At 61.2% G+C, this 21,268-nt stretch carries 25 protein-coding genes; 22 read left to right on the top strand and 3 right to left on the bottom strand.

The features are described 5' to 3' along the window. Positions 1 to 231 precede the first annotated feature (231 nt). The gene (locus AC1DX3_RS07210; protein WP_476988576.1) at positions 232 to 2,655 is read left to right on the top strand and encodes a PAS domain-containing sensor histidine kinase; all 2,424 of its coding nucleotides are present in this window, start codon (positions 232 to 234) and stop codon (positions 2,653 to 2,655) included. Here AC1DX3_RS07210 and AC1DX3_RS07205 read toward each other — a convergent pair. Beyond that, positions 2,652 to 3,185, bottom strand: coding sequence for a hypothetical protein (locus AC1DX3_RS07205; protein ID WP_476988575.1), 534 nt, complete (start codon positions 3,183 to 3,185; stop codon positions 2,652 to 2,654). The genes AC1DX3_RS07210 and AC1DX3_RS07205 overlap by 4 nt on opposite strands. Before the next feature lie 261 nt (positions 3,186 to 3,446). Between AC1DX3_RS07205 and sdhC the strand changes: the two genes are divergently transcribed. The 5 genes from sdhC to AC1DX3_RS07180 all read left to right on the top strand — a co-directional run bounded on the left by sdhC (position 3,447) and on the right by AC1DX3_RS07180 (position 7,323). Further along, on the top strand, positions 3,447 to 3,848 hold the full coding sequence (gene sdhC / locus AC1DX3_RS07200) for a succinate dehydrogenase, cytochrome b556 subunit (RefSeq protein WP_476988574.1): 402 nt from the start codon (positions 3,447 to 3,449) through the stop codon (positions 3,846 to 3,848). Then, positions 3,845 to 4,228, top strand: a complete 384-nt coding sequence (gene sdhD / locus AC1DX3_RS07195) for a succinate dehydrogenase, hydrophobic membrane anchor protein (protein WP_476988573.1) — start codon at positions 3,845 to 3,847, stop codon at positions 4,226 to 4,228. The genes sdhC and sdhD overlap by 4 nt, the downstream gene beginning before the upstream one ends. A 3-nt stretch (positions 4,229 to 4,231) precedes the next feature. Then, positions 4,232 to 6,022, top strand: a complete 1,791-nt coding sequence (gene sdhA / locus AC1DX3_RS07190; protein ID WP_476988572.1) for a succinate dehydrogenase flavoprotein subunit — start codon at positions 4,232 to 4,234, stop codon at positions 6,020 to 6,022. Between the two features lies 1 nt (position 6,023). Beyond that, complete coding sequence (locus tag AC1DX3_RS07185) at positions 6,024 to 6,797, top strand: succinate dehydrogenase iron-sulfur subunit (protein ID WP_476988571.1); 774 nt, start codon at positions 6,024 to 6,026, stop codon at positions 6,795 to 6,797. A gap of 205 nt (positions 6,798 to 7,002) precedes the next feature. Beyond that, the gene (locus AC1DX3_RS07180; protein ID WP_476988570.1) at positions 7,003 to 7,323 is read left to right on the top strand and encodes a 2Fe-2S iron-sulfur cluster-binding protein; all 321 of its coding nucleotides are present in this window, start codon (positions 7,003 to 7,005) and stop codon (positions 7,321 to 7,323) included. 20 nt (positions 7,324 to 7,343) lie between these two features. On the opposite strand, the gene AC1DX3_RS07175 is transcribed toward AC1DX3_RS07180, so the two are convergent. Beyond that, positions 7,344 to 7,829, bottom strand: a complete 486-nt coding sequence (locus AC1DX3_RS07175; RefSeq protein ID WP_476988569.1) for a hypothetical protein — start codon at positions 7,827 to 7,829, stop codon at positions 7,344 to 7,346. A gap of 133 nt (positions 7,830 to 7,962) precedes the next feature. Between AC1DX3_RS07175 and creD the strand changes: the two genes are divergently transcribed. From creD to mdh, 3 genes are all read left to right on the top strand, one after another. Beyond that, positions 7,963 to 9,390, top strand: coding sequence for a cell envelope integrity protein CreD (gene creD / locus AC1DX3_RS07170; RefSeq protein WP_476988568.1), 1,428 nt, complete (start codon positions 7,963 to 7,965; stop codon positions 9,388 to 9,390). Positions 9,391 to 9,422: 32 nt separating this feature from the next. After that, positions 9,423 to 10,478, top strand: coding sequence for an HPP family protein (locus AC1DX3_RS07165; RefSeq protein WP_476988567.1), 1,056 nt, complete (start codon positions 9,423 to 9,425; stop codon positions 10,476 to 10,478). Between the two features lie 119 nt (positions 10,479 to 10,597). After that, positions 10,598 to 11,560 carry a malate dehydrogenase gene (gene mdh, locus AC1DX3_RS07160; RefSeq protein ID WP_476988566.1) on the top strand — a complete coding sequence of 321 codons (963 nt, stop codon included), beginning with the start codon at positions 10,598 to 10,600 and terminating at the stop codon, positions 11,558 to 11,560. Between the two features lie 63 nt (positions 11,561 to 11,623). Here mdh and AC1DX3_RS07155 read toward each other — a convergent pair whose 3' ends face one another. Further along, complete coding sequence (locus AC1DX3_RS07155; protein ID WP_476988565.1) at positions 11,624 to 12,517, bottom strand: LysR substrate-binding domain-containing protein; 894 nt, start codon at positions 12,515 to 12,517, stop codon at positions 11,624 to 11,626. A 180-nt stretch (positions 12,518 to 12,697) separates the two neighbouring features. Between AC1DX3_RS07155 and AC1DX3_RS07150 the strand changes: the two genes are divergently transcribed. The 13 genes from AC1DX3_RS07150 to AC1DX3_RS07090 all read left to right on the top strand — a co-directional run bounded on the left by AC1DX3_RS07150 (position 12,698) and on the right by AC1DX3_RS07090 (position 21,261). Further along, complete coding sequence (locus AC1DX3_RS07150) at positions 12,698 to 14,824, top strand: TonB-dependent receptor (RefSeq protein ID WP_476988564.1); 2,127 nt, start codon at positions 12,698 to 12,700, stop codon at positions 14,822 to 14,824. A gap of 88 nt (positions 14,825 to 14,912) precedes the next feature. Continuing rightward, positions 14,913 to 15,629 (top strand): MliC family protein, encoded by a 717-nt coding sequence (locus tag AC1DX3_RS07145; protein ID WP_476988563.1) that lies wholly within the window; start codon positions 14,913 to 14,915, stop codon positions 15,627 to 15,629. A 7-nt stretch (positions 15,630 to 15,636) separates the two neighbouring features. Next, a complete protein-coding gene (locus AC1DX3_RS07140) occupies positions 15,637 to 15,948 on the top strand; it encodes a hypothetical protein (RefSeq protein WP_476988562.1) in 312 nt (103 codons plus the stop codon). Between the two features lie 41 nt (positions 15,949 to 15,989). Further along, entirely contained in the window at positions 15,990 to 16,580 is a 591-nt protein-coding gene (locus AC1DX3_RS07135; RefSeq protein ID WP_476988561.1) for a GNAT family N-acetyltransferase, read from the top strand. Next, positions 16,577 to 17,113, top strand: a complete 537-nt coding sequence (locus AC1DX3_RS07130; RefSeq protein WP_476988560.1) for a GNAT family N-acetyltransferase — start codon at positions 16,577 to 16,579, stop codon at positions 17,111 to 17,113. The genes AC1DX3_RS07135 and AC1DX3_RS07130 overlap by 4 nt, the downstream gene beginning before the upstream one ends. Positions 17,114 to 17,276: 163 nt before the next feature. Then, positions 17,277 to 17,540, top strand: coding sequence for a hypothetical protein (locus AC1DX3_RS07125; RefSeq protein WP_476988559.1), 264 nt, complete (start codon positions 17,277 to 17,279; stop codon positions 17,538 to 17,540). A gap of 85 nt (positions 17,541 to 17,625) precedes the next feature. Then, positions 17,626 to 17,964 carry an ArsR/SmtB family transcription factor gene (locus AC1DX3_RS07120; RefSeq protein ID WP_476988558.1) on the top strand — a complete coding sequence of 113 codons (339 nt, stop codon included), beginning with the start codon at positions 17,626 to 17,628 and terminating at the stop codon, positions 17,962 to 17,964. A 128-nt stretch (positions 17,965 to 18,092) separates the two neighbouring features. Then, positions 18,093 to 18,542 (top strand): SRPBCC domain-containing protein, encoded by a 450-nt coding sequence (locus AC1DX3_RS07115; protein ID WP_476988557.1) that lies wholly within the window; start codon positions 18,093 to 18,095, stop codon positions 18,540 to 18,542. Further along, positions 18,539 to 19,063 carry an SRPBCC family protein gene (locus tag AC1DX3_RS07110; RefSeq protein ID WP_476988556.1) on the top strand — a complete coding sequence of 175 codons (525 nt, stop codon included), beginning with the start codon at positions 18,539 to 18,541 and terminating at the stop codon, positions 19,061 to 19,063. Before AC1DX3_RS07115 ends, AC1DX3_RS07110 begins: the two co-directional genes overlap by 4 nt. Then, positions 19,060 to 19,533, top strand: coding sequence for an SRPBCC domain-containing protein (locus tag AC1DX3_RS07105; RefSeq protein WP_476988555.1), 474 nt, complete (start codon positions 19,060 to 19,062; stop codon positions 19,531 to 19,533). Before AC1DX3_RS07110 ends, AC1DX3_RS07105 begins: the two co-directional genes overlap by 4 nt. Beyond that, positions 19,533 to 20,069: an SRPBCC family protein gene (locus AC1DX3_RS07100; protein WP_476988554.1), complete on the top strand. Its 537-nt coding sequence runs from the start codon at positions 19,533 to 19,535 to the stop codon at positions 20,067 to 20,069. The genes AC1DX3_RS07105 and AC1DX3_RS07100 overlap by 1 nt, the downstream gene beginning before the upstream one ends. Next, positions 20,066 to 20,794 carry a YceI family protein gene (locus AC1DX3_RS07095; protein WP_476988553.1) on the top strand — a complete coding sequence of 243 codons (729 nt, stop codon included), beginning with the start codon at positions 20,066 to 20,068 and terminating at the stop codon, positions 20,792 to 20,794. Before AC1DX3_RS07100 ends, AC1DX3_RS07095 begins: the two co-directional genes overlap by 4 nt. Further along, positions 20,791 to 21,261, top strand: coding sequence for an SRPBCC family protein (locus tag AC1DX3_RS07090; protein ID WP_476988552.1), 471 nt, complete (start codon positions 20,791 to 20,793; stop codon positions 21,259 to 21,261). The genes AC1DX3_RS07095 and AC1DX3_RS07090 overlap by 4 nt, the downstream gene beginning before the upstream one ends. Positions 21,262 to 21,268: the final 7 nt, after the last annotated feature.

Raw genomic sequence — 21,268 nt, 5'->3', positions numbered from 1 at the left:
TTGCTCGGCCTCACGCGCCGGCCGGCCACATCCGTGGCCTTGGCTACGCGCCAAACGTGGCGCGGGCGCTCAATGCGCCAGGTTTAAAGGCGCGGTATTGGCGTCCACATTGAACATTTTCCTGCAAGCGATTGCCTTGCAAAACTCGCCCTCGATTTGTGTCAGAATCAAGTTAGACTATAGTGGACCGTTAACTGATTCGTAGTGGGGCTAAGTAGGCGCGTAATGGCCATGGAATCGATAGCCTATACGGTAGCGGCGGGGTCGATGGCCCTTGCTTCATCCGTGACCTATCTGGCGTGGCGGACACGCACACGTCTCGCCAAGTCACGCGATGGCTTCAAGTCCGAACTGTTTACCAAAGACACCATGTTGAGTGAGCTCGATGCTGCCACGTCGGCGTTCGATGAAGCCTTCCTGGCTGTCGAAGGTGATGTCGTTCGCCTGGTATGGGGCGAGGAAACTCTGCGCCACTGCGCCGAGGCCCTCGGTCTGAAGTCCCTCATGGAAAATGCCAAGGTCGCCGATTGCGCGCCACAGGTTGTCGCGGCGCTCGGTGAAACCTCGCCCGAAGCGGCCATCGGCTTGAAATCGTTGATTTCCGAAGGCAAGTCGTGCCGTTTCGAAGTCTTCGCCGAAGTCCAGCACGGTCTGATGTCGTCCCTGCCGGTCGGCATGACCCTGATCGTCGAAGGCAAGTCGTCGGGCGCCACCGCCTGGATTCGTCTGGCCATTGCCGGCGCCCGTCAATCCTTGTCGTCGGGTCCGTTCGCCCAGATGGCGGAACACCTGCCTGCGCCATGCTGGATCTGCGCCCGCGACGGCCGCGTGGTGTGGGCCAATGCCGCCTGGCTGAAGGCCGCCGAGGCGACCAGTCTGGAACAGGCCATCAAGGCCAATCTGACGCTCGACAAAAATGCCGATACCCTGGTCCATGAGGCCATGGAGCAGAAGACGCGCCGCGAAGGTTTCCGCTGGCTGACCATTTCCGGCCAACGCCGCGCCTTCCAGGTCATCGCCGAGCCGCTCAACGAGGCCTATGTCTGCGCCTATGCCATCGACGTCACCGAGGCCGAGGAAAGCCGCGAAGCGCTCAAGCGCCACGCCAAGGCCCACGATGAGACGCTCGATTCCCTCGAAGACGCCGTCGCTATCTTCGGTCCGGAACGCCAACTGACCTTCCATAATCGCGAATTCGAAAAACTGTGGGAGCTGGAGCCGGCCTGGCTGGCCGAACGCCCGACCCATGGCGAATGGCTGGATCGCCTGCGCCAAAAGCGCCGCCTGCCGGAAACCAGCGATTATAGCGGCTTCAAGGCGCGCGAGAGCGAGTTCTTCGGCCTGACCCACACGGCCGACGACGAAATGTGGAGCCTGCCCGACGGCCGGTCTTTGCGCGTCGTGCGGCAACCGCACCCCTTGGGTGGCCTGCTGATCCTGTTCAGCGACAAGACCGGCGAGCTCAAGCTGAAATCGCAGTTCAACTCCTTGATCCAGGTGCAGAAGTCGACGCTGGACCAACTGAACGACGCCGTCTCGGTCTATGGCAGCGATGGCCGCCTGCGCCTGCGCAACCTGGCCTTCGATCGTTTCTGGAACCTGTCGGCCGACGACATGGTCTCGGTTATGGATTTCACCAATGTCGCCGAGCTGTGCCTGCCCCTGGTCCATGACCGCGGCTTCTGGTCGGAGCTGAAGGCGCGCGTTACCGACACCGACCCGCTGGCCCGGGCGCCGCAAATGGGCGAGATCAAGATTTCCGACGGCCGCCTGGCGCAATGGCGCACCCAGCCCCTGCCGGACGGCGCGACCCTGGTCGCCTTCTCCGACATCACGGCGACCCGCGGTCTGGAAAAGGCCATCGAGGCGCGCGACGAAGCACTCAACGAATCGGTGCGGCTGAAACGCGATTTCGTCGCCAATGTCAGCTATGAGCTGCGTACGCCGCTCACCACCATTGTCGGCTATGCCGACCTGCTGCACGCGCAAAACACCGGCGTCGACACCAAACAGCGCGCCTATCTCGAATCAATTCAGTCGGCCGCCCAGGAACTGGCGCGCTCGATCGACGACGTGCTCGATATGGCGCAGATTGATGCTGGCGAGATGTCGGTATCCCTGGCCGATGTCCGGCTGCTCGATATCGTCGCCGAAGTCGGCGCCCGCCTGGCCGATACTTTCAAGGCACGCGGCGTGCGTTTCGACTACGAAGGCGTGGTCGAAACCGGTACGGTCCATGCCGATGCCCGGCGCCTGGGGCAATGCCTGGAACACCTGCTCGGCAATGCCATCCGCAATGCTCAGGCCGGCGGCGCCGTGACGCTCAAGGCTCACAAGGATGGCGACAATCTGGTGCTCGAAGTCGCCTATAATGGCCGTGGCATTCCCTATCACGTCCAGGCGCATATCTTCGACCGCTATATCGGTCGTGAACGCGGCGGTCCGGGCCTGGGTCTCGCCCTGGTCAAGGCCATGGTCGAGTTGCACGAAGGCTGGATCACGCTGGAAAGCGAACCCAATGAGGGCGCCAGCTTCAAGATCTACCTGCCGAACCAAAATGCCGTCGGCAAGGCGGTGCCGGTGCCCGTGAGGGACAATCGCACCCCGGCTGCGAGCGCCGGCAAGGGCGACATCAGCGTCACCAGCGTGGCCTAGCCTCCAGCGCGGAGATTGCTCATGACGATCGCCGTCTTGTGGCCAGTCGTGTCGAGCATATTGCCGCGCCACTGGCCGTCATTGTCCTTGTGCAGCTGCAGGATGGTTGGCGATCGCGCCTTGCCGGCGAAATAGTTGATTTCGAGATCGCGGCCGGTCAGGGTCATGTCCGAGACAAAGCCGGAATTATTGACCCCGAACCCCGCCAGCATCGAACGCCAGGCGCCGTCCAGGCGGCCGCTGACCAGATTGGTGCTACGCAGTTCCAGGCCTACCAGCTTGCGGCCGTCGGGCGTCGCCACCACCCAAGACCCCTCGAGATTGCCGACCTGACTTTCCTTGGCATTATAGGCCGACCAGATGCCTGAGTCGTAGCTCATCTCGCGCCCGCTTTTCGGTGCCTCGTAATTGCCGTGATAGGCATCGACGGTGACGGGCGGCGTTTGGACGGGCGGGGTTTGAGCAGGTGTTTGAGGGTCGGCAATGTCCTGGCTCATCAGAGCGGCGGACAGAATCAGGGCAGTCAACACGGAACTTACTCGCTACAAACAGGTTCGGAGGAGGCGGAACTATGACCTAAGCAAACGCGTCTTAAGATTTCATTCACCTCATGAGTGAACAAGAAGATGTTGTTCAAGTTTTGGCCTAAAACCGCTATCAAGAGCTTGTGATCGGTGTCGCCGCGGTGCCACAACGGCAAAAAACGCCACAGCTTGATTGACACCACGGTTTCAGGGTCTAAAAGACCCGCAAATGTAATGCTCACGGCTACCGTACAAGAGGCTTACCGCATGTCCGAAACGCCACGTCGACCCCTTTCCCCCCATTTGCAGATCTGGCGTTGGCACATCACCATGTTCAGCTCGATCATGCACCGTGTCACCGGCTCGGCCTCGGTCGCCGGCCTGATCCTGATCGCCGCCTGGCTGGTCTGTTTGGCACTGGGCCGCGACGTCTACACCGTCTTCGTCACCTATGCGGCATCGCCGCTGGGTCTCCTGGTCTGGTTCGGCCTGTCGCTCGCCGGCTTTGTCCACCTGACCGGCGGTTTGCGCCACCTGATCTGGGATACCGGCGCGTCGTTCGAGCCGAAAAAGGCCGACGCCCTGGCCTTCTGGACCATGGCTTTAGGCGTTGTCATGACCATCGGCTTCTGGGCCTATCTGATTATGTGCTGCGGAGTGAAGCTATGAGCGAGACCGATATTAACCGCTCGGCCAAGGCGTGGAAAAAGTCCGCCCATCACGGCGCCGGCGAATGGCTGGCCGAACGCGGCACATCGCTGGTCCTGATCCCGCTGACCCTGTGGGCCATGTGGGCCGCCTGCCAGATCGTCGGCGGCGGTTATGATGCCGCCATCGCCTTTGCCAAAGTGCCGCTGAACGCAGGCATTATCGCCTTTGCCATGCTGATCGCCTGCTGGCATATGTATATGGGCCTGAAGGTCATTATCGACGACTATATCGGCAAGCCCTCGACCCGCGGCATTCTTCTTTTCCTTACCTTTGTCCTGAGCGCAGGCGCCTTCGTGGTGACCGCCGGCGCGCTCTGGATCGTCCATCAGGCGGCGTAGACCATGGCCAAACCCTATAATATCATCCATCACGACTATGATGTCGTCGTTGTCGGCGCCGGCGGGTCCGGCCTGCGCGCCGCACTCGGCTGCGGTCAGGCCGGTCTGAAAACCGCCTGCATCACCAAGGTCTTCCCGACGCGCTCGCACACCGTCGCGGCCCAGGGTGGCGTCGCCGCCTCGCTCGGCAATATGGGCGAGGACAAGTGGCAGTGGCACATGTACGACACCGTGAAGGGGTCGGACTGGCTGGGCGACCAGGACGCTATCGAATATCTCGTGCGCAACGCCCCCGAAGCCGTCTACGAGCTCGAACACTGGGGCGTCCCGTTCTCGCGTACCGAGGACGGAAAGATCTATCAGCGCCCGTTCGGCGGCATGACCAAGAATTTCGGCGAAGGCCCGGTGCAACGCACCTGCGCCGCCGCCGACCGCACCGGCCACGCCATGCTGCACACCCTGTACGGCCAATCCCTGCGTAACGATGTCGAGTTCTTTATCGAACATTTCGCCCTCGACCTGATCATGGATGGCGATACCTGCCGCGGCGTCACCACTTGGCAGTTGGACAATGGCGACATCCACGTCTTCCGCGCCCACCTTGTCATTCTGGCGACCGGCGGTTACGGCCGCGCCTATTTCTCGGCCACCTCGGCCCACACGTGCACCGGCGACGGTAACGCCATGGTGCTACGCGCCGGCCTGCCGCTCCAGGACATGGAGTTCGTCCAGTTCCACCCGACCGGCATCTACGGTTCGGGCTGCCTGATCACCGAAGGCGCCCGCGGCGAAGGCGGCTACCTGACCAATTCGGCCGGTGAACGTTTCATGGAACGCTACGCCCCGTCCGCCAAGGACCTGGCTTCGCGCGACGTCGTTTCGCGTTCGATGACCATGGAAATCCGCGAAGGCCGCGGCGTCGGTCCCAAGAAGGACCACATCTTCCTGCACCTCGACCACTTGCCGCCGGAAATCCTGCACAAGCGCCTGCCGGGCATCTCGGAATCGGCCAAGATTTTCGCCGGTGTCGACGTAACGAAGGAGCCGATCCCGGTTATCCCGACGGTTCACTACAATATGGGCGGCATCCCGACCAATTATCACGGCGAAGTCCTGACGCTGAAGAGCGGCAATCCCGACACCATCGTGCCGGGCCTGATGGCCGTCGGCGAAGCGGCCTGCGTTTCGGTCCATGGCGCCAACCGCCTGGGTTCCAACTCGCTGATCGACCTGGTCGTCTTCGGCCGCGCCGCCGGCCTGCGCTCCAAGGAACTGGTCAAGCCGAACTCGCCGCACAAGGATCTGCCGGCCGGCGCCGTGCAAAAGCACCTCGACCGCCTCGACCGCTTCCGCAATGCCTCGGGCGCCACGCCGACCGCCGATTTGCGCCTGAAGATGCAGACTGCCATGCAGGAAGACGCCGCCGTCTTCCGCACGGGGGAAACCCTGGCCCAGGGCAGCAAGCGCTTGAGCGACATCTTCGCGGCTTCGAAAGATATCGGCATCAAGGACCGCGGCATGATCTGGAACACCGACCTGGTCGAAGCCCTCGAATACGACAACCTGATCAGCCAGGCCGTGATCACGGTCGATTCGGCGCTGAACCGCCAGGAAAGCCGCGGCGCCCACGCCCGCGAGGATTTCTCGGCGCGCAATGACGACGTCTGGATGAAGCACACCCTGGCCTGGCTCGATCTCGGCAAAGGTACGGTCAATATCGATTACCGGCCCGTCCACGCCTATACCATGACCAACGATATCGCCTATATCGCCCCCAAAGCCAGAGTGTACTGAGATGGTCGAGTTAACCCTCCCCCGCGATTCGAAGATCAAGCAAGGCAAGCGTTACAAGGCCGCCAAGCGGACCAAGACGACGCGCACCTACAAGATCTACCGCTTCGATCCCGACAGCGGCGAAAACCCGCGCTGGGATACCTATGAGGTCGACACGGCCGACCACGGCCCGATGCTGCTCGACAGCCTGATCCACATCAAGAACCATATCGACTCGACCCTGTCCTTCCGCCGCTCGTGCCGTGAAGGCATCTGCGGTTCGTGCGCCATGAATATCGGCGGCCGCAATACGCTGGCCTGCATCAAGGGCCATGACGAGTTTTCCGGCGAAATAACCATCGCACCCTTGCCGCACATGCCGGTGGTCAAGGACCTGGTGCCTGATCTAACGGGCTTCTACAACCAATATGCCTCGATCGAGCCCTGGCTGCAGACCAAGACGCCGGATCCGACGACCGAGCGCCTGCAATCGCCGAAGAACCGCGACAAGCTGGACGGTCTCTACGAATGCATCCTGTGCGCCTGTTGCTCGACCTCGTGCCCCAGCTACTGGTGGAACCAGGACAAGTATCTCGGACCCGCGGCTTTGCTGCAATCCTATCGCTGGTTGGCCGATTCGCGCGATGAATCGACCAAGGAGAGGTTGGAGGGGCTGGAAGATCCGTTTAAACTCTATCGCTGCCACACCATCATGAACTGCGCGCAGGTCTGCCCGAAGGGATTGAATCCGGCCAAGGCGATCGCTGAAATCAAGAAGATGATGCCGGCGAAGTAACTCACGAAAAAGTCCTTCGGCGCCGCGCTGACGCGCTCTGCCTCAGTGTACTTTTCCGTGGCCCGATGTTGAAAAAATTTTCTCGGGGCGGCCCGTCGAAAATTTTCCCTTCTCTTTCGTGCGCCTCACGGCACACGTTACCTATATAAGCGTGTCGCTCGGGCTTGACGCCATGGGACGAAACGAAGGATTTTTTGATACGCCCATGGCCAAGATTACCTATATCGAACATTCCGGCGCCACCCACACCCTGGAGGTCAAGCCGGGCCAGAGCGTCATGGAAGGCGCCGTCAAGAACAACATTCCCGGCATCGATGCCGATTGCGGCGGCGCCTGCGCCTGCGCCACCTGCCATGTCTATGTCGACGAAGCCTGGACCGACAAGACCGGCAAGGCTTCGGTCATGGAAGAGTCCATGCTCGACTTCGCCAATGAACTGCAGCCGAATTCGCGCCTGTCGTGCCAGATCATCGTCAGCGACGCTTTGGACGGTCTGATCGTCCGCATGCCGGAAAACCAGCACTAAGACCTACATTCTCGTGAAGATCAGGTCGACCTCCGGCCCGCGCGCATCGGCCGGCCAGAACAGCCAGGCGGATCGCAGTCCGTGCCGTTAAGGTTGATGCTGAGTGGACCGATATAGTCCCAGCCGACATCGTCGAAAGCTTCCTTGGTCCATTTGCCCTGCTCGACCTTCAGCCCGTCGACCGGACCGCACACGGCATATTGTTCTCCGGCATTGACCGGCAGCAGGATGTAGCCCGTTTGCACGCCGTAGGCCTTAGTGGTCACCTGGGCTACGAGGTCGACATAGCCGCCATAGGCGGTGGTCATGAAACTGCGCCAGCAGACCGTATCGGACAAACCGTCATTGTTGACATCGAAATGCTCCGTATGCGGAGCATTGTTGCCGGCGCATGCGTTCACCAAGCTGTCGTGCCAGGTTTTGTACTCTTGTTCCGACGGCTCGGCCGCCTGAACCACCGGCGCCACAAGCAGGATCGTTAAGCCTGCCAAGATTGCGAATTTCATGATAAAGCCCTCCCGTAAAGACTTTACCACAAGCGGGCGGCAGGCAAAAGCACATTATTTGAACATTGTTCATTTTTCTGTTGTCATGTATACGAGCTATGTTATCCTGAAGGCCTTCGAGAGGGAGACCCATATGAACGACGACATGCCACCACCACCCCCGCCATCCACAACGCGCCCCGGCTTCGGCCGCAGCAAGGGCGCCAAGCTATTGATCGTCTGCGTCCTCGCCGTGTTGATGTCCATCCCGGCCGGCTTCGTCTTCCTCCTGCTCCACGAACGCACCGAACGCGCTCATCAGGTGACCGAAGAAATCGGCGGATTGGTCGGCGGACCGCAGACCTTCCTTGGGCCGGTCATCGCCGTGCCCTATACCGTGCCGGCGCGCATCGATATCGACGGCAGCGGCAACCACGTCACCGTTCCGGCCTCGACCGATACCCTGATCGTCTTTCCGATCACCGGTGAGGCGGTGGCCACCAGCAAGGCCAATGTCCGCTCGCGCTCCCTGTTCCGCGTGCCGGTCTATCAGTCCGATCTGCATTTCACCGCCCATTTCGACCTGTCGCAGGTCACGGCGCCCGTCAACGGCGGCCAGCTCGACTGGGGTCACGCCCAGCTCTTGTCCGGCGCCAGCGACTCACGCGGCGCCATGAAGGATATCGTCGCGGTCGTCGACCGCAATCCGGCCACCCTGGCGCCAGCCGCCGATAGCGGACAAATGGATACCAATAACGGCAATGGCGCCTACGATCTGTTTTCGGCGCCGCTGAGCGGCCTCGATCCCGCCGTTCAGCATGATATCAGCCTCGATATGAGCTTTACCGGTGCCCAGAAACTCGGTGTTCTGGCCTTTGCCAAGTCGTCCAGCGTCACCTTGTCCGGCGATTGGAATACGCCGTCCTTCGGCGGTGGTTTCCTGCCGGCGACGCGCGCCTTCCACCATGACAGCGGCACGCCCCTCGTCAAGGGCGAGGACGACCTGAAGTCGGGCTTCAAGGCGACCTGGTCGGTCCCCTTCGTCGCGCGCGGCCTGCCTGCCGTTATCACGCTTGGCAACCTGTCGTCGCTCAGCAAATCGGAACTGTCGGTATCCTTTGTCGAGTCGACCAACCCGTACCAGAATGTCGGCCGGTCGCTAAAATATGCGCTCCTTTTCGTCGGCTTGGTGTTCCTCACCTATTTCGTCTTCGAGAGCACATCGAAGCGTGAACTGCATCCGGCGCAATATATCCTGATCGGCCTGGCCCAGATCACCTTCTACCTGCTTCTGTTGTCGTTCGCCGAACGCATCGGTTTCGACGCCGCCTTCGCTGTCGCCGCTACGGCCACGGTCGGGTTGATATCCGCCTATGCCGGCATGGTGTTCAAAAGTATCGGCCGCGGCGTCGCCGCCCTGGTCATTTTCGCGCTGCTCTATGCCCTGATCTATACCCTGATGCGCATGGAAGATTACGCCCTGCTGATCGGCGCCTGCGCCGCCTTTATTGTCATCGCCGCCGTCATGGTGCTGACGCGTAACCTGAACTGGTATGGCAAGGCCGAAGCGGCAGCCGATTGACTTGACGGCCACGGGCGGGCAAACGACAGACCATGTCTCAAACGTTTGCCCTGCCCGGGTGGCTCGAATCCTTCATACCGCCGCCGACCGTCCTGACCTATCGCCAACGCCTCATCATGGTCGTCGGCGTGTTTGTCGGTATCGGACTGACGGCGTTGCTGTGTGGTCTTGTGCAATCGCAAGGCCATCTCAAATGGTGGCTGATGGCGCCCCTGGGGGCTTCGGCGGCCCAGGTGTTCGCCGTGCCCGGCTCGCCCATGTCCCAGCCATGGCCGATCGTCGGCGGCCATGCCCTGTCGGCCCTGGCCGGGATTCTCGCCTTTCACCTGCTCGGCCACACGGCTTTGGCAGCCGGAGTCGGCGTCGCCCTGGCGGCCGCTTTCATGGTGATGACGCGCAGCCTGCATCCGTCCGGCGGCGGTACCGCCTTGTTCATGGTGATTTCGCAGACCGGTGATTACGCCTTCATCCTGTTTCCAGTCATCATCAATGCGATCGTTCTGGTCACCATCGCCGTCGCCTATCACCGTCTGACCGGCCATACCTATCCCCAGCGCCAAACCCCGGCCAATCAGGCGCATCACCTGGCCCTGCATCGCTTCGACCCCTCCGATCTTGAAGCCGCTCTGATGGGCTACAATCAAGCCCTCGATATCAGCCGCGAGGACGTCGAGAAGCTGATCGAGCAGACGGAAATGCAGGCCTATCAGCGCCTGGCGGCCCAGATGACATGTGGCCAGATCATGACGACCAAGCTGCGCACCATCACGCCGAAAACGCGGCTGAGCGCCGCCCTGGCGACCATGAACCGCTATGATATCAAGGCCTTGCCGGTTGTCGATCCCGATCGCAAGCTGCTGGGGCTGTTGCGTCTTGACGACGCGTTGAAAAAGGCTGACGGCCTGCCCGCCGAGGACGTCATGCGCCAAACCTATGCCACCGCCCGCGCCGATGCGCCGGCCACCGAACTGCTGACGATTTTGGCCAAGGGCGACCGCCGCCACGTCATGATCGTCGACGGCGACGGCCGGCTCGACGGCCTGGTCAGCAAGTCGGACCTGATGGGCGCCCTCTTCCACGCCGGTTAGATCGTTCCGGATGGCGTGATGACTTTTTCAACGGCAGCGCAGCAAACACTTGCACCTGAGGCTGGTAAGGATTAGATCGCAGCCAGAAATTTGGTATTGCGGCACACAAAGGGGTTCCCATGGCACGCGCAAAGATCGCTTTGATTGGTTCGGGTATGATCGGGGGCACCCTGGCCCACATCGCCGCCCGCGAGGAGCTGGGCGACATCGTCCTGTTCGACATCATGGAAGGCACACCGCAAGGCAAGGCGCTCGATATCGCCGAAGCCACGGCCGTCTTCGGCAAGGATGTGACCCTGAAGGGCGCCAATGATTATTCCGGCATCGCCGATGCCGACGTCTGCATCGTCACCGCCGGCGTGCCGCGCAAGCCGGGCATGAGCCGCGACGACCTGCTGGGCATCAACCTGAAGGTCATGAAGRCCGTCGGCGAAGGCATCAAGCAATATGCCCCGAACGCCTTCGTTATCTGCATCACCAATCCGCTCGACGCCATGGTGTGGGCGCTGCGCGAATTTTCCGGCCTGCCGCACAACAAGGTCGTCGGCATGGCCGGCGTTCTCGACTCGGCGCGCTTCGCCTATTTCCTCGCTGAGCGGACCGGCGTTTCGGTCGAAGACATCCATGCCTGGACCCTCGGCGGTCACGGCGACGACATGGTGCCGATGGTGCGCCATTCGACGATCGGCGGCCTGCCTCTGCCGGAATGCGTCAATCAGGGCATGTTCACCCAGGACGAGCTCGACGCCATCGTCAAGCGCACGCGCGGCGGCGGCGGCGAAATCGTCGCCTTGCTGAAGACCGGCTCGGCCTTCTATGCCCCGGCCGAATCGGCCATCGCCATGGCGACCTCGTACCTCAAGGACAAGAAGCGCGTCCTGCCGTGCGCCGCCTATCTTAACGGCGAATACGGTCTGCGCGGCCTCTATGTCGGCGTGCCGGTGGTGATCGGCAAGGACGGCGCCGAGCGCATTATCCAGTTCCCGACCAATGACGACGAAAAGGCGATGTTCGCCAAGTCGGTCGAAAGCGTCCAGGGCCTGATCGCGGCCTGTAAGACGATCGATCCGTCGTTGGGTTAAATCCACGGCAACGACCTCTGAAAAGGGCTCCGCGAGGAGCCCTTTTTTGCTGCCGTCTTGCCTTTACGGCGCGCCGGAGCCAGGTGTCGGCAGTGACTCTTCCAGCCAGTCGCGGAACTGCGCCATGGCCGGGGTCTCGAGCCGGGAGCGCAGCCGGGTCAGCCAGTAGCTGCCGCGCGACACATAGATGTCGAAGGGCTGCGCGATCTGGCCCGAGGACAACAGGCGCTCGAACATCAGCGGCGGGGCGAGGGCGATTCCCGCCCCCTGGGCTGCCGCTTCCATCATGGCCAGCGACGAGTCGAACATCAGGGCCCGGGTTAGCGGCGGTCCACTGCCCAGTCCGGCAGCCTCGAACCAGCCCGACCACTCGTCCGGCCGGTAGGAGCGCAACAGGGTTTGCGACAGCAGGTCGCGCGGAGTGCGCAAGCTTGCGGCGATCTGCGGCAGGCACAGCACCGACAGAGGCGCCTCGAACAAGGGAACGGCCACCGTGTCGTGCCAGGCGCCGCTGCCGAAACGGATGGCGTAGTCCAGCCCCTCGGCGGCGAGGTCGACGCGGTTATTATTGGTCGACAGGCGCAGTTCGATATGCGGGTGACGTTCGCGCAAACGCGCCAGCCGCGGCAATAGCCAACCGACCGCGAAGGTGCCGACGGCGCCCACCGTCACCACTTCGCGCACCATTCCGTCTTCGAACCGATCGAGCAACTCCGCCATGCGGTCGAACGATTCCGTCAGCACGGGCAACAGGGCCTCACCCTCTGCCGTCACCCGCAATCCTCGCGGCAAACGCTTGAACAGGATGACATTCAGCCGTTCTTCCAGCAGCTTGACCTGATGACTGACTGCGGCCTGGGTCACGCACAGTTCGATCGCCGCGCGGGTGAAGCTCAGGTGCCGTGCCGAGGCCTCGAAAGCGCGCAAGGCATTCAGCGGCAGGGATGGACGGGGCATGCTGGATCCAAATTTTTCTAATGGCTAAGCCCAATTATCATTGTTTGCGCTTTCCACAAAGCCTTGCTATCCAAAGCCTGCCCACGCACAGACGCAAATGCAGCTTTCGGCTGCCGGATGCCAAACCCTAATAAAATCTTAACAGTCTTGCCGACGCTGCGCCGGACGGAGAGGAACATCGTGTCTTTAAAGGCGCTCCTGCTGATCACTGTCGCGCTGTTGGTTCGGCCGGATTCGGCCAGAGCTCAAGAAAGCGCTCAAGGCGGCGATCAGGCTCCGGATCCCGCCACCACCGTGGTCGTCAAGGGCGCCAAAAAGCCGGTGACCAAGAAGCTCGACAAGACCGTCTATTCCACTGTCAATAACGCCAAGGCCGAGAGCGGCACGGCCCAGGATGTCTTGCAATCGACCCCAACCGTCTCGGTGTCACCCGACGGCGATGTTGCAATCAAGGGCAATCATAATGTCACCGTCATGATTAATGGCAAGCTGTCGGCGGTCATGTCCGGCGAAAATCGCGCCCTTGCCCTGCAAACCATGTCGGGCTCGGATATAGCCAGTGTCGAGGTCATCACCAACCCATCGGCCGCCTATAATGCCAATGGCGGCGCCATCATCAATATCGTGCTGAAGAAGAACCGCAAACCCGGTGGCCATATGGCGGTGCGCGCCAATGCCAGCGACCAGGGTTTGTGGAACGCCAACCTGTCCGGCGACTACAGCAAGAACAAACTGTCCGTACACGGATCGATCGGGTCGCGTCGCGACGGCACGCTGAAGTTCCGCCGCTCGGATGTCCATTGGCGCGATCCGTCGACCGGCGCCTCCGGCGAAAACCTGTCATCGTCCGACGTCTTTATCCGCCGCATGACGCAAAATGCCTCGGCCGGCCTCGATTACGATCTCAGCAATGCCGACTCTTTGAGCGTTTCGGCCACCTATAATTTTCGCCGCTCGCGCCCCTATTTCGATGAGCTCGATCAGAACTACGCTTCGGGCATCGTGACCGACGCCTATCACCACATTTCCATCGGCCCTAACCAGCAGATGGATGACAGCTTCAATCTCAGCTACAACCGCCAAACCGACGACACGGTGCTGAAGGCTGCCCTGCAACACAGCGATACTATCAATCTGGTCGATAAATCGTTCGTCAATGCCTTCGTCTTTCCGATCCAGCCGCCCGATTATGCCCGCGTCGCCAACAAGGCGGGCCGCCGCCTCGATGAAGCCACTCTCGACTATGCCCGCCCGCTTCTGAAGACCGGTCAGCTCGGCCTCGGCCTCGATTTTCAACGCGACGCCAACATTATCGGCAACCATTTCGGCAATCTTGACCCGGACACCGGTGCCGAAACGGTCGATCCGGCCATCACCCACCGCTATCAGGTCGTCGACACGCAAACCGCCGCCTATATCACCGGCCAGTTCGTCTGGGCCGACCACTGGGAAGCCCTCATCGGCGCCCGTTTCGAGACCCTGTCTACGCGTCTCGACGCCGAGGCTGTGGGATCGGGACTTTTGGTGCCGACGAATAGCGCCGACTATCACAGCCTGAACCCCAGCCTGCACCTGAAATACACCGTCAGCGCTCACCGCAGCGTTACGCTGAGCTATCGCCAAAGCCTGCAACGGCCGGATCCTCGCGATCTCAACCCATATATCGCCTATGGCGACGCGCAAAACCGTTATACCGGCAACCCGGACCTGAAGCCGCAAGGCGTCAAGTCGCTGGAACTGACCTATGATGAAGATCGCGACGGTTTCAGTCAGGGTCTCAGCGCTTTTTACCGCCAAAGCCGCGACACCGTCGTTGATGTTCGCACCTTCACCGCCGGCAATATCCTGCTGACCAGCAAGCAAAATGCCGGCAGCGGCGCCTCGGCCGGGGTCAGCGAGTCCATCGACTGGAAGGCGTCGGAAAACCTGCACCTGACGGCCGATGCCAGCCTCTATCATGTGACCCTGGACTCGCTCGACCTGACCGGTCCTGTGCGGCAATCGGGCCTGTCCTATTCGGCCAATCTCAGCCTGGCCTATAGCTCCGGCGCCAACGACGTGACCTTCGACGCCCATGCCAATGGTCCCGGCATCGTGCCCCAGGGCAAGACCTCGGCGACAAGCGCGCTGAATATCACCTGGACGCGGCGGCTGACCCCGCGCCTGAGCTTCAATCTGAGCGCCAGCGATGTGCTCGACGGCGCCAAACAAGGTTACAGCACCACCACCTCGACCTTTGTCCAGCGCGGTTACAATCACTTCGTCGCCCGCCGGGTCTATATCGGCCTGGTCTACAAAATCGGGTGAGGTGAGGGCCCTGCAAAAAGCCGCACGTGAAACGGGCGGCTTTTTTATTTTCGCCGCGGTACAATGGCCGGACTCTGAGGAGACCCCCATGACGCCGAAAATCCTGATACCTGTTTTGGCCCTGTTGACGCCGATGTTGCTGATATTGCCGGCATGCAGCCCGAGCGGCACTTCGACAACCACCAGCACCTCCACCTCGACCGCGGTTACCTATCCGGTCGCGGCCGCGTCGTCGTCAAGTTCCATGACCGCGTCACCCAGCTTCGATTGCGCCAAGACGACCGACGACGCCGAGGCCGTCATCTGCGCCAATCCGCAACTGGCCAGGCTCGACGGTGAAATGGCCCGCGTCTACGACATCGTCAACACGGCGGCCGATACCGATCGCACGCAACTGACCCGCCTCCAGGGCGGCTGGATGGCCCAACGCGACGCCTGTACCGCCACGACTGACAAGACGGGTTGCCTGGCGAACGCCTATGCCCAGCGCATCAGCGACCTGCGCGCCGGCTATCCGTCCGCGCGTGCCGATGTCGATGGCCCCAGCATCGGCCCGATCGGCTGGACATGCCCGGGATCGACCGGCACCCTGACCTCGACCTTTATCAATGTCGACCCGTCACTGCTCTACCTCACCTGGGGTAACAAGACCGTCCTCCTGACCCAGGCGATGAGCGCGTCGGGCGCCCGTTACACGTCCAGTGACGGCGGCTACGAATTCTGGAATAAGGGTGACGAGACGACGTTCAAGGCGCCTGGCACGTCGCCTGGCACGGCCGCGGTCACCTGCAAGAAGACAAGCTGAGGATATCATGAAGCGCACCTATATTTTTATCGCTTTCGGCGTGGCGCTGGTCGCCCTGGCGGCCTGTGCCGAACGCCCGATGGGTCATGCCGGCGATCCGGCCTTTATCCGCGGTCTGATCGACGGCCTGCTGGCGCCGATCTCCTTCGTGCTCAGCCTGTTTTCCGATTCCATCCGCATGTACGCCTTTCCCAATATCGGGCGATGGTACGATTTCGGCTTCCTGTTGGGCCTGTCGGCCTGGGGTGGAGGTGCCCACACCGTGACGCGTTATGTCTATGTCGATCGAGTCGTGCGCCAACCTGTTATTGACCGATAGCCGGTTATTGACGAATAGGCGCCGATTGCCTACCCAGAGGCATGGCCATTCTGAACTCGCTCCCAAAAACGCTCCACGTTTCGCCTTTGGGCCCCACCCTTGAAACCGAACGCCTGATCCTGCGCCCGCCGATCGCTGAGGATTTCGAGGGTTTTTGTAACTTCTTCGCCGACGAAGCCACGATGAAGCTGATCGGCGGCACGGTGACCCCGCCGGTGGTATGGCGCCAGATGCGCATGGTCGCCGGCCAATGGGCGCTGGATGGATTCGGCATGTTTTGCGCTTTGGAAAAAGCGACCGGCGAGATGATCGGCCGCGTCGGGCCGCAATATCCCATGGGCTGGCCGGGTCGCGAGGTCGGCTGGGGCTTTCTGTCGAAATCGTGGGGTAAAGGCTATGCCTTGGAGGCCGCGATCGTCTGCATGGACTATGCCTTCGATGTGCTGGGCTGGGACGCGGCCAACCACGTCATTGATGCCGGCAATGCTGCATCGATCAAGCTGGCGACCAAACTCGGCTCGACCAATGGTGGGCCGTGTCTTCTGCCCGACCCGATAGGCCCCGGTGATCGCGACCTGTGGGGCCAGACGCGCGAAGCCTGGTCCACCAATCGCGAGAGGTTTTTATCATGAGCCCGACGATCGAGACCGCACGTTTGATCTTGCGCCCGCCGGCAGCCGAGGATTTCGACGGTTTTGCCGCCTTTCATGCCGATGCCGAAACCATGACGCATCTTGGCGGTGTTGTGACTGCACCGGTCGCCTGGCGCAATATGCGCGGCATGGCAGGGGCCTGGGCGCTCGACGGGTTTTCGATGTTCAGTGTCATCGAAAAGGCTTCCGGCGCATGGATCGGCCGCATCGGGCCCATCTATCCGCATGGCTGGCCAGACCGCGAGGTCGGCTGGGGCCTGTTGTCGAGATATTGGGGCAGGGGCTATGCCCGCGAAGCCGCCGCCGCATCCATGGACTTCGCCTTCGATACGCTCGGCTGGGACAAGGTCATTCACACGATCGACCCGCTCAATATCGGTTCGGCCAAGGTCGCGCAGGCATTGGGATCGCGTGTGTTAGGGCAGGGACGTCTGCCCGACCCTTACAGCCATCTTCTTGTCGATATCTGGGGGCAGTCTCGTGATGAATGGCGGGCACGTCACACGGCTTAACGATCTGCTTGCGTTTTCCGTGGAATCAACCCCGGATGTAACTTTCACAGTTTTATCTCGCGTACACAGTCATGGATTTCGACAACCTTATGAACCACCGGCTTGGGGGCTGGGACGTGGTTCCGGGTCTCGCCGGTGGTCATATCGCCCGGGTGAATGTCGCATGAGGCCTGCGCTTGCCTTCACCTGGTCATTGGAAGACATCGAGGCGCGCTTGATCGACGCCTGCGAAGACGTGTTCGCGCTCAAGGGATTGACTGGAGACGACAACCTGTTCCATCTCGGCAGCCATCCCCAGTCGACCGTGCGTGTCTTGCTGGCCATGGAAGTGCGTCTCGGCGTCACGCTCGACGAGGATATCTGTGACGGCGATGACGGCCGCATCGCCTCGGTTGCCGCCAGGATTCTGGCCCGCCTTTATCCGTAAATTTTTTTTTGCCGGGCCCCGCTTGACTCCTCTTTCATCGCAGCGTATTTAACCGATCAGTTATTTAACCAGTTAGTTATATTCAATGTCCGAAGATCGCCTCAGCACGACCCTCACCGCCCTTGCCGACCCGACCCGCCGCGCCATCCTGGCCCGGTTGGCGCTCGGTGAGACCTCGGTGACGGAACTGGCCGCGCCGTTCGAGATGAGCTTGCCGGCCGTATCCAAGCACCTCAAGGTGTTGGAGCGCGCCGGCCTGATCTCGCGCGGGCGCGAAGCCCAGTGGCGGCCGTGCAAGCTCGAGCCCGAGCCTCTGAAAGAGGTCGACGCCTGGGTCGGCGAATATCGCAAGATGTGGGAAGCGCGTTTCGACCGGCTGGATGCGTATCTCAAAACCTTGAAGCCTGACGGCGAAGTGCACTGACTAAAGAGGTCCTTACTGACTTTTTACGGAGGTTGCGATGTGGTGGGCCTGGTACAAAAAGTTATGGGAAGACCGTTTCGACCGCCTCGAAGCCTATCTGAAAACCCTCAGGAAAAAGGGAAACAACGATGACCGAAACGACTGAAACTGCAGGCTTCCAAGTCGTCAATACCCGTCGTCTGGCCTTTGATCGCGAGCGGGTTTTCGATGCCTTCGCCGATCCGGAGCAATTGGTGCACTGGTGGGGGCCGCACGGCTTCACCAACAGTTTCGACACCTTCGAATTTCGTCCGGGCGGGAAGTGGCGTTTCACCATGACCAGCGAGTCCGGCAAGGCCTTCGATAATGCCAAGGATTTTATCGAAATCGTCCGCCCGGAGCTGATTGTCTTCCGCCATATCCAGCCGATGCACGATTTCACCATGACCATGCGCTTCGAAGCTGTGGGCGGCGCTACCGACCTGACGTGGAAGATGGACTTCGATCCGGGCCAGGACGCAGAGCTGAAACCTTTTATCCAAAACGCCAACGAGCAGAATCTCGACCGGTTAGACACCTATCTGAGGAACCCCAAATGACTCTTGAATCTCCCGCTTCCGAAGACGAGGTCTTCATCCTGTCGCGCGTTTTCGACGCCAGCCCGGCCCTGCTGTGGGACGTGCTGACCAAGGCCGAACATATCGGCCAATGGTTCGCCCCTCCGGGCACGACGCTGAAGGTCAAGTCGCTCGACCTCAAGCCCGGCGGCGTCTTCCAGTACGGCATGGACATGCCCGGCGGCCTGGTCATGTGGGGCAAGTGGGTGTTCCGCGAGATCGAAGCGCCGACGCGTCTGGCCTATGTCGTCTCCTTCTGCAACGAAGCCGGCGAGCCGGTCCGCCATCCCATGGCGCCGTTGTGGCCGCTCGAGGTTCTGGCCGTTCAGACCCTGACGGCCGAGGGCACGAAAACGAGATCCGAAAGCCGGTCCTATCCCATCAATGCCACGCCGGAAGAACGCACCGTCTTCAAGGCCGGTCACGCCAGCATGCAGATGGGCTTCAGCGGGACCTTCCTGCAGCTCGACGCCTATCTTGCCAAGATTGGAGCTGCAAAGTGACTCGCTCCGCCAATCCCGACATGTTCATCATCGAACGTGATTTCGATCATCCGGTGAGCCTGCTCTACTGGGCGTTCACCGACCTCCCCGCCAAGCGCGAATGGTATGGCGGCGAAGGTAGCTGGGAGGTCACCGACCACAGCCTCGACTTTCGCGTCGGCGGCCACGAACTGTGGCGCGGCCGACCCAGCCCTGAGGCAAACTGGATGACCAGCGACACCGCCTATTACGACATCCTGCCCGACGAACGTCTGATCCTGGGATTTATCATGACCATGGACGGCAAGTTGTTCACCGCCTCGCAACAGGTCCTCGAATTTTCGGCCAAGGGTGCAGGCTCGCACCTCAAGCTGACCGAGCAGATCATCTATGTCGACGGCATCGATCACCCTGAAGATCGCCGCAAGGGCACAAACGACATGATGGAAACGCTCAATACCTATCTTAATAAGGTCAAGGAAAAAGTCTGATGTGGACGATTATCGCTATCCTTTTGGCCGCGGCCGTCGCAACTTTTCTGATTGTCGTCGTCAGCAAGCCGAACAGCTTTCGACTACAGCGCTCGATTACCATAAGTGCGTCGCCCGCGGCCATCTATCCCTATATCGCCGACTTCCACAAATGGCCGCAATGGTCGCCGTGGGAGAAACTCGATGCCAATATGACGCGCAGCTATGGCGGCCCTGCCGAGGGATTGGGGGCAACCTATGACTGGTCGGGCACGGGCAAGGCCGGCACCGGCCGCTTGGAGATCATCGAAGCCTCACCGTCGACGCGACTGCTGATCAAGCTGCAATTCATCAAGCCGTTCAAGGCCACCAACAGCGCCGAATTCACCCTGCAACCTCAGGACGGCGCCACCGTCGTCACCTGGGCCATGTTCGGGCCGTCGCCCTTTATCACCAAGCTGATGCACACCTTTTTCAGCATGGAAGCCATGGTCGGCCCCGATTTCGAAGCCGGCCTCAAATCTCTCAAAACGCTTAGCGAAGGAGTACAATCATGAAACACGTCCTGCTGATAAGCTGCAGCCTGCTGGTCCTTGCCGCTTGTTCGCCCAAACCTGCCGGCGAAGCCGCCGCCCCGGCCTCGTCATCAGTCGCCGCCGCCAATCTCGACGCCGGTTTCCCGAAAGCCTCGATCGAAGGTCTGCCGGCCGGAGAGTACAAGATCGACCCGCCCCACGCCGCCTTGACCTTCAAGGTCAACCACCTCGGCTTCTCGCACTACACCTCACGTTTTTCGAAGTTCGACGCCACGCTGAACCTCGATCCGGCCCATCCCGAAGCCGCCACCCTGACGGCTCATATCGACCCGATGTCCCTGGCGCTCAACGCGCCGCCGGCCGGCTTCCACGATGAGCTGATGGGCAAGACCTTCTTCGACGCCAAGCTGTTCCCGTCGATCGATTTCGTCTCGACCAAGGTCGAAAAGACCGGCGATTTCACCGCCAAGGTGACCGGCAACCTGACCCTGCACGGCGTCACCAAGCCGGTGACCATGGATGTGACCTTCAACGGCGGCTATCCCGGTTTGGCCGGCATGGACCCGCATGCCCGTATCGGTTTTTCGGCGACGGGTCAGTTGAAGCGTTCGGACTTCGGTATGGGCATGGGCATTCCGGCGCCCGGTTCGCGTCTGGGCGTCAGCGATGAGGTCGATTTCGCCATCGACGCCGAATTCGCCGGCCCGGCCTTGCCGGCCGCCGCTGCCGGAGCTTCCGCGTCGTGACCTATTCCAGCCATCACCATACCTTCACCATCGACCGCCTGATCGATGCCCCGCCGGCGCTTGCCTTCTTCGCCTGGGCCAATGCGGATGCCAAGGCGCAATGGTTCGCTGCCCCCTCGGCCTGGACAGCACTGGAACGTCATTTCGACTTCCGCGAAGGTGGCTCCGAGCGCCTGAAAGGCCGGTGGGAAAACGGTACGATCAGCGATTTCCAGTGCCAATATCACGACGTCGTGCAGGACAAGCGCATCGTCTATACCTATGATATGTTCGTCAACGACAAGCGGATTTCGGTCTCGTTGGCGACTCTCGAATTCACGGCGGAAGGCAACAAGACCCGCCTTTTGCTGACCGAGCAGATCGCGCATCTCGACGGCTATCCGACACCGGAAGATCGCGAAGTCGGCACCCGTCACCTGCTCGACAAAGCCGCGGCGTTTATCGAAAGCCAAGTTGTTAAAGCCTGAGGAATCG

The sequence above is a fragment of the Asticcacaulis sp. P2_B1 genome (assembly GCF_056404915.1).
Note: the sequence above shows the minus strand (reverse complement) of the source record. Positions and strands in the feature narration are given on the sequence as shown.

What these genes read in the sequence shown, in the direction of transcription:
- sdhA (WP_476988572.1), top strand. Translation starts at nt 4,232, where the DNA reads ATGGCCAAACCCTATAATATCATCCATCACGACTATGATGTCGTCGTT.
- AC1DX3_RS07125 (WP_476988559.1), top strand. Translation starts at nt 17,277, where the DNA reads ATGAGGCCTGCGCTTGCCTTCACCTGGTCATTGGAAGACATCGAGGCG.
- AC1DX3_RS07095 (WP_476988553.1), top strand. Translation starts at nt 20,066, where the DNA reads ATGAAACACGTCCTGCTGATAAGCTGCAGCCTGCTGGTCCTTGCCGCT.
- AC1DX3_RS07135 (WP_476988561.1), top strand. Translation starts at nt 15,990, where the DNA reads ATGGCCATTCTGAACTCGCTCCCAAAAACGCTCCACGTTTCGCCTTTG.
- AC1DX3_RS07145 (WP_476988563.1), top strand. Translation starts at nt 14,913, where the DNA reads ATGACGCCGAAAATCCTGATACCTGTTTTGGCCCTGTTGACGCCGATG.
- AC1DX3_RS07120 (WP_476988558.1), top strand. Translation starts at nt 17,626, where the DNA reads ATGTCCGAAGATCGCCTCAGCACGACCCTCACCGCCCTTGCCGACCCG.
- AC1DX3_RS07100 (WP_476988554.1), top strand. Translation starts at nt 19,533, where the DNA reads ATGTGGACGATTATCGCTATCCTTTTGGCCGCGGCCGTCGCAACTTTT.
- creD (WP_476988568.1), top strand. Translation starts at nt 7,963, where the DNA reads ATGAACGACGACATGCCACCACCACCCCCGCCATCCACAACGCGCCCC.
- AC1DX3_RS07180 (WP_476988570.1), top strand. Translation starts at nt 7,003, where the DNA reads ATGGCCAAGATTACCTATATCGAACATTCCGGCGCCACCCACACCCTG.
- AC1DX3_RS07130 (WP_476988560.1), top strand. Translation starts at nt 16,577, where the DNA reads ATGAGCCCGACGATCGAGACCGCACGTTTGATCTTGCGCCCGCCGGCA.
- AC1DX3_RS07210 (WP_476988576.1), top strand. Translation starts at nt 232, where the DNA reads ATGGAATCGATAGCCTATACGGTAGCGGCGGGGTCGATGGCCCTTGCT.
- AC1DX3_RS07175 (WP_476988569.1), bottom strand. Translation starts at nt 7,829, where the DNA reads ATGAAATTCGCAATCTTGGCAGGCTTAACGATCCTGCTTGTGGCGCCG.
- sdhC (WP_476988574.1), top strand. Translation starts at nt 3,447, where the DNA reads ATGTCCGAAACGCCACGTCGACCCCTTTCCCCCCATTTGCAGATCTGG.
- AC1DX3_RS07165 (WP_476988567.1), top strand. Translation starts at nt 9,423, where the DNA reads ATGTCTCAAACGTTTGCCCTGCCCGGGTGGCTCGAATCCTTCATACCG.
- AC1DX3_RS07110 (WP_476988556.1), top strand. Translation starts at nt 18,539, where the DNA reads ATGACTCTTGAATCTCCCGCTTCCGAAGACGAGGTCTTCATCCTGTCG.
- AC1DX3_RS07185 (WP_476988571.1), top strand. Translation starts at nt 6,024, where the DNA reads ATGGTCGAGTTAACCCTCCCCCGCGATTCGAAGATCAAGCAAGGCAAG.
- sdhD (WP_476988573.1), top strand. Translation starts at nt 3,845, where the DNA reads ATGAGCGAGACCGATATTAACCGCTCGGCCAAGGCGTGGAAAAAGTCC.
- AC1DX3_RS07115 (WP_476988557.1), top strand. Translation starts at nt 18,093, where the DNA reads ATGACCGAAACGACTGAAACTGCAGGCTTCCAAGTCGTCAATACCCGT.
- AC1DX3_RS07140 (WP_476988562.1), top strand. Translation starts at nt 15,637, where the DNA reads ATGAAGCGCACCTATATTTTTATCGCTTTCGGCGTGGCGCTGGTCGCC.
- AC1DX3_RS07155 (WP_476988565.1), bottom strand. Translation starts at nt 12,517, where the DNA reads ATGCCCCGTCCATCCCTGCCGCTGAATGCCTTGCGCGCTTTCGAGGCC.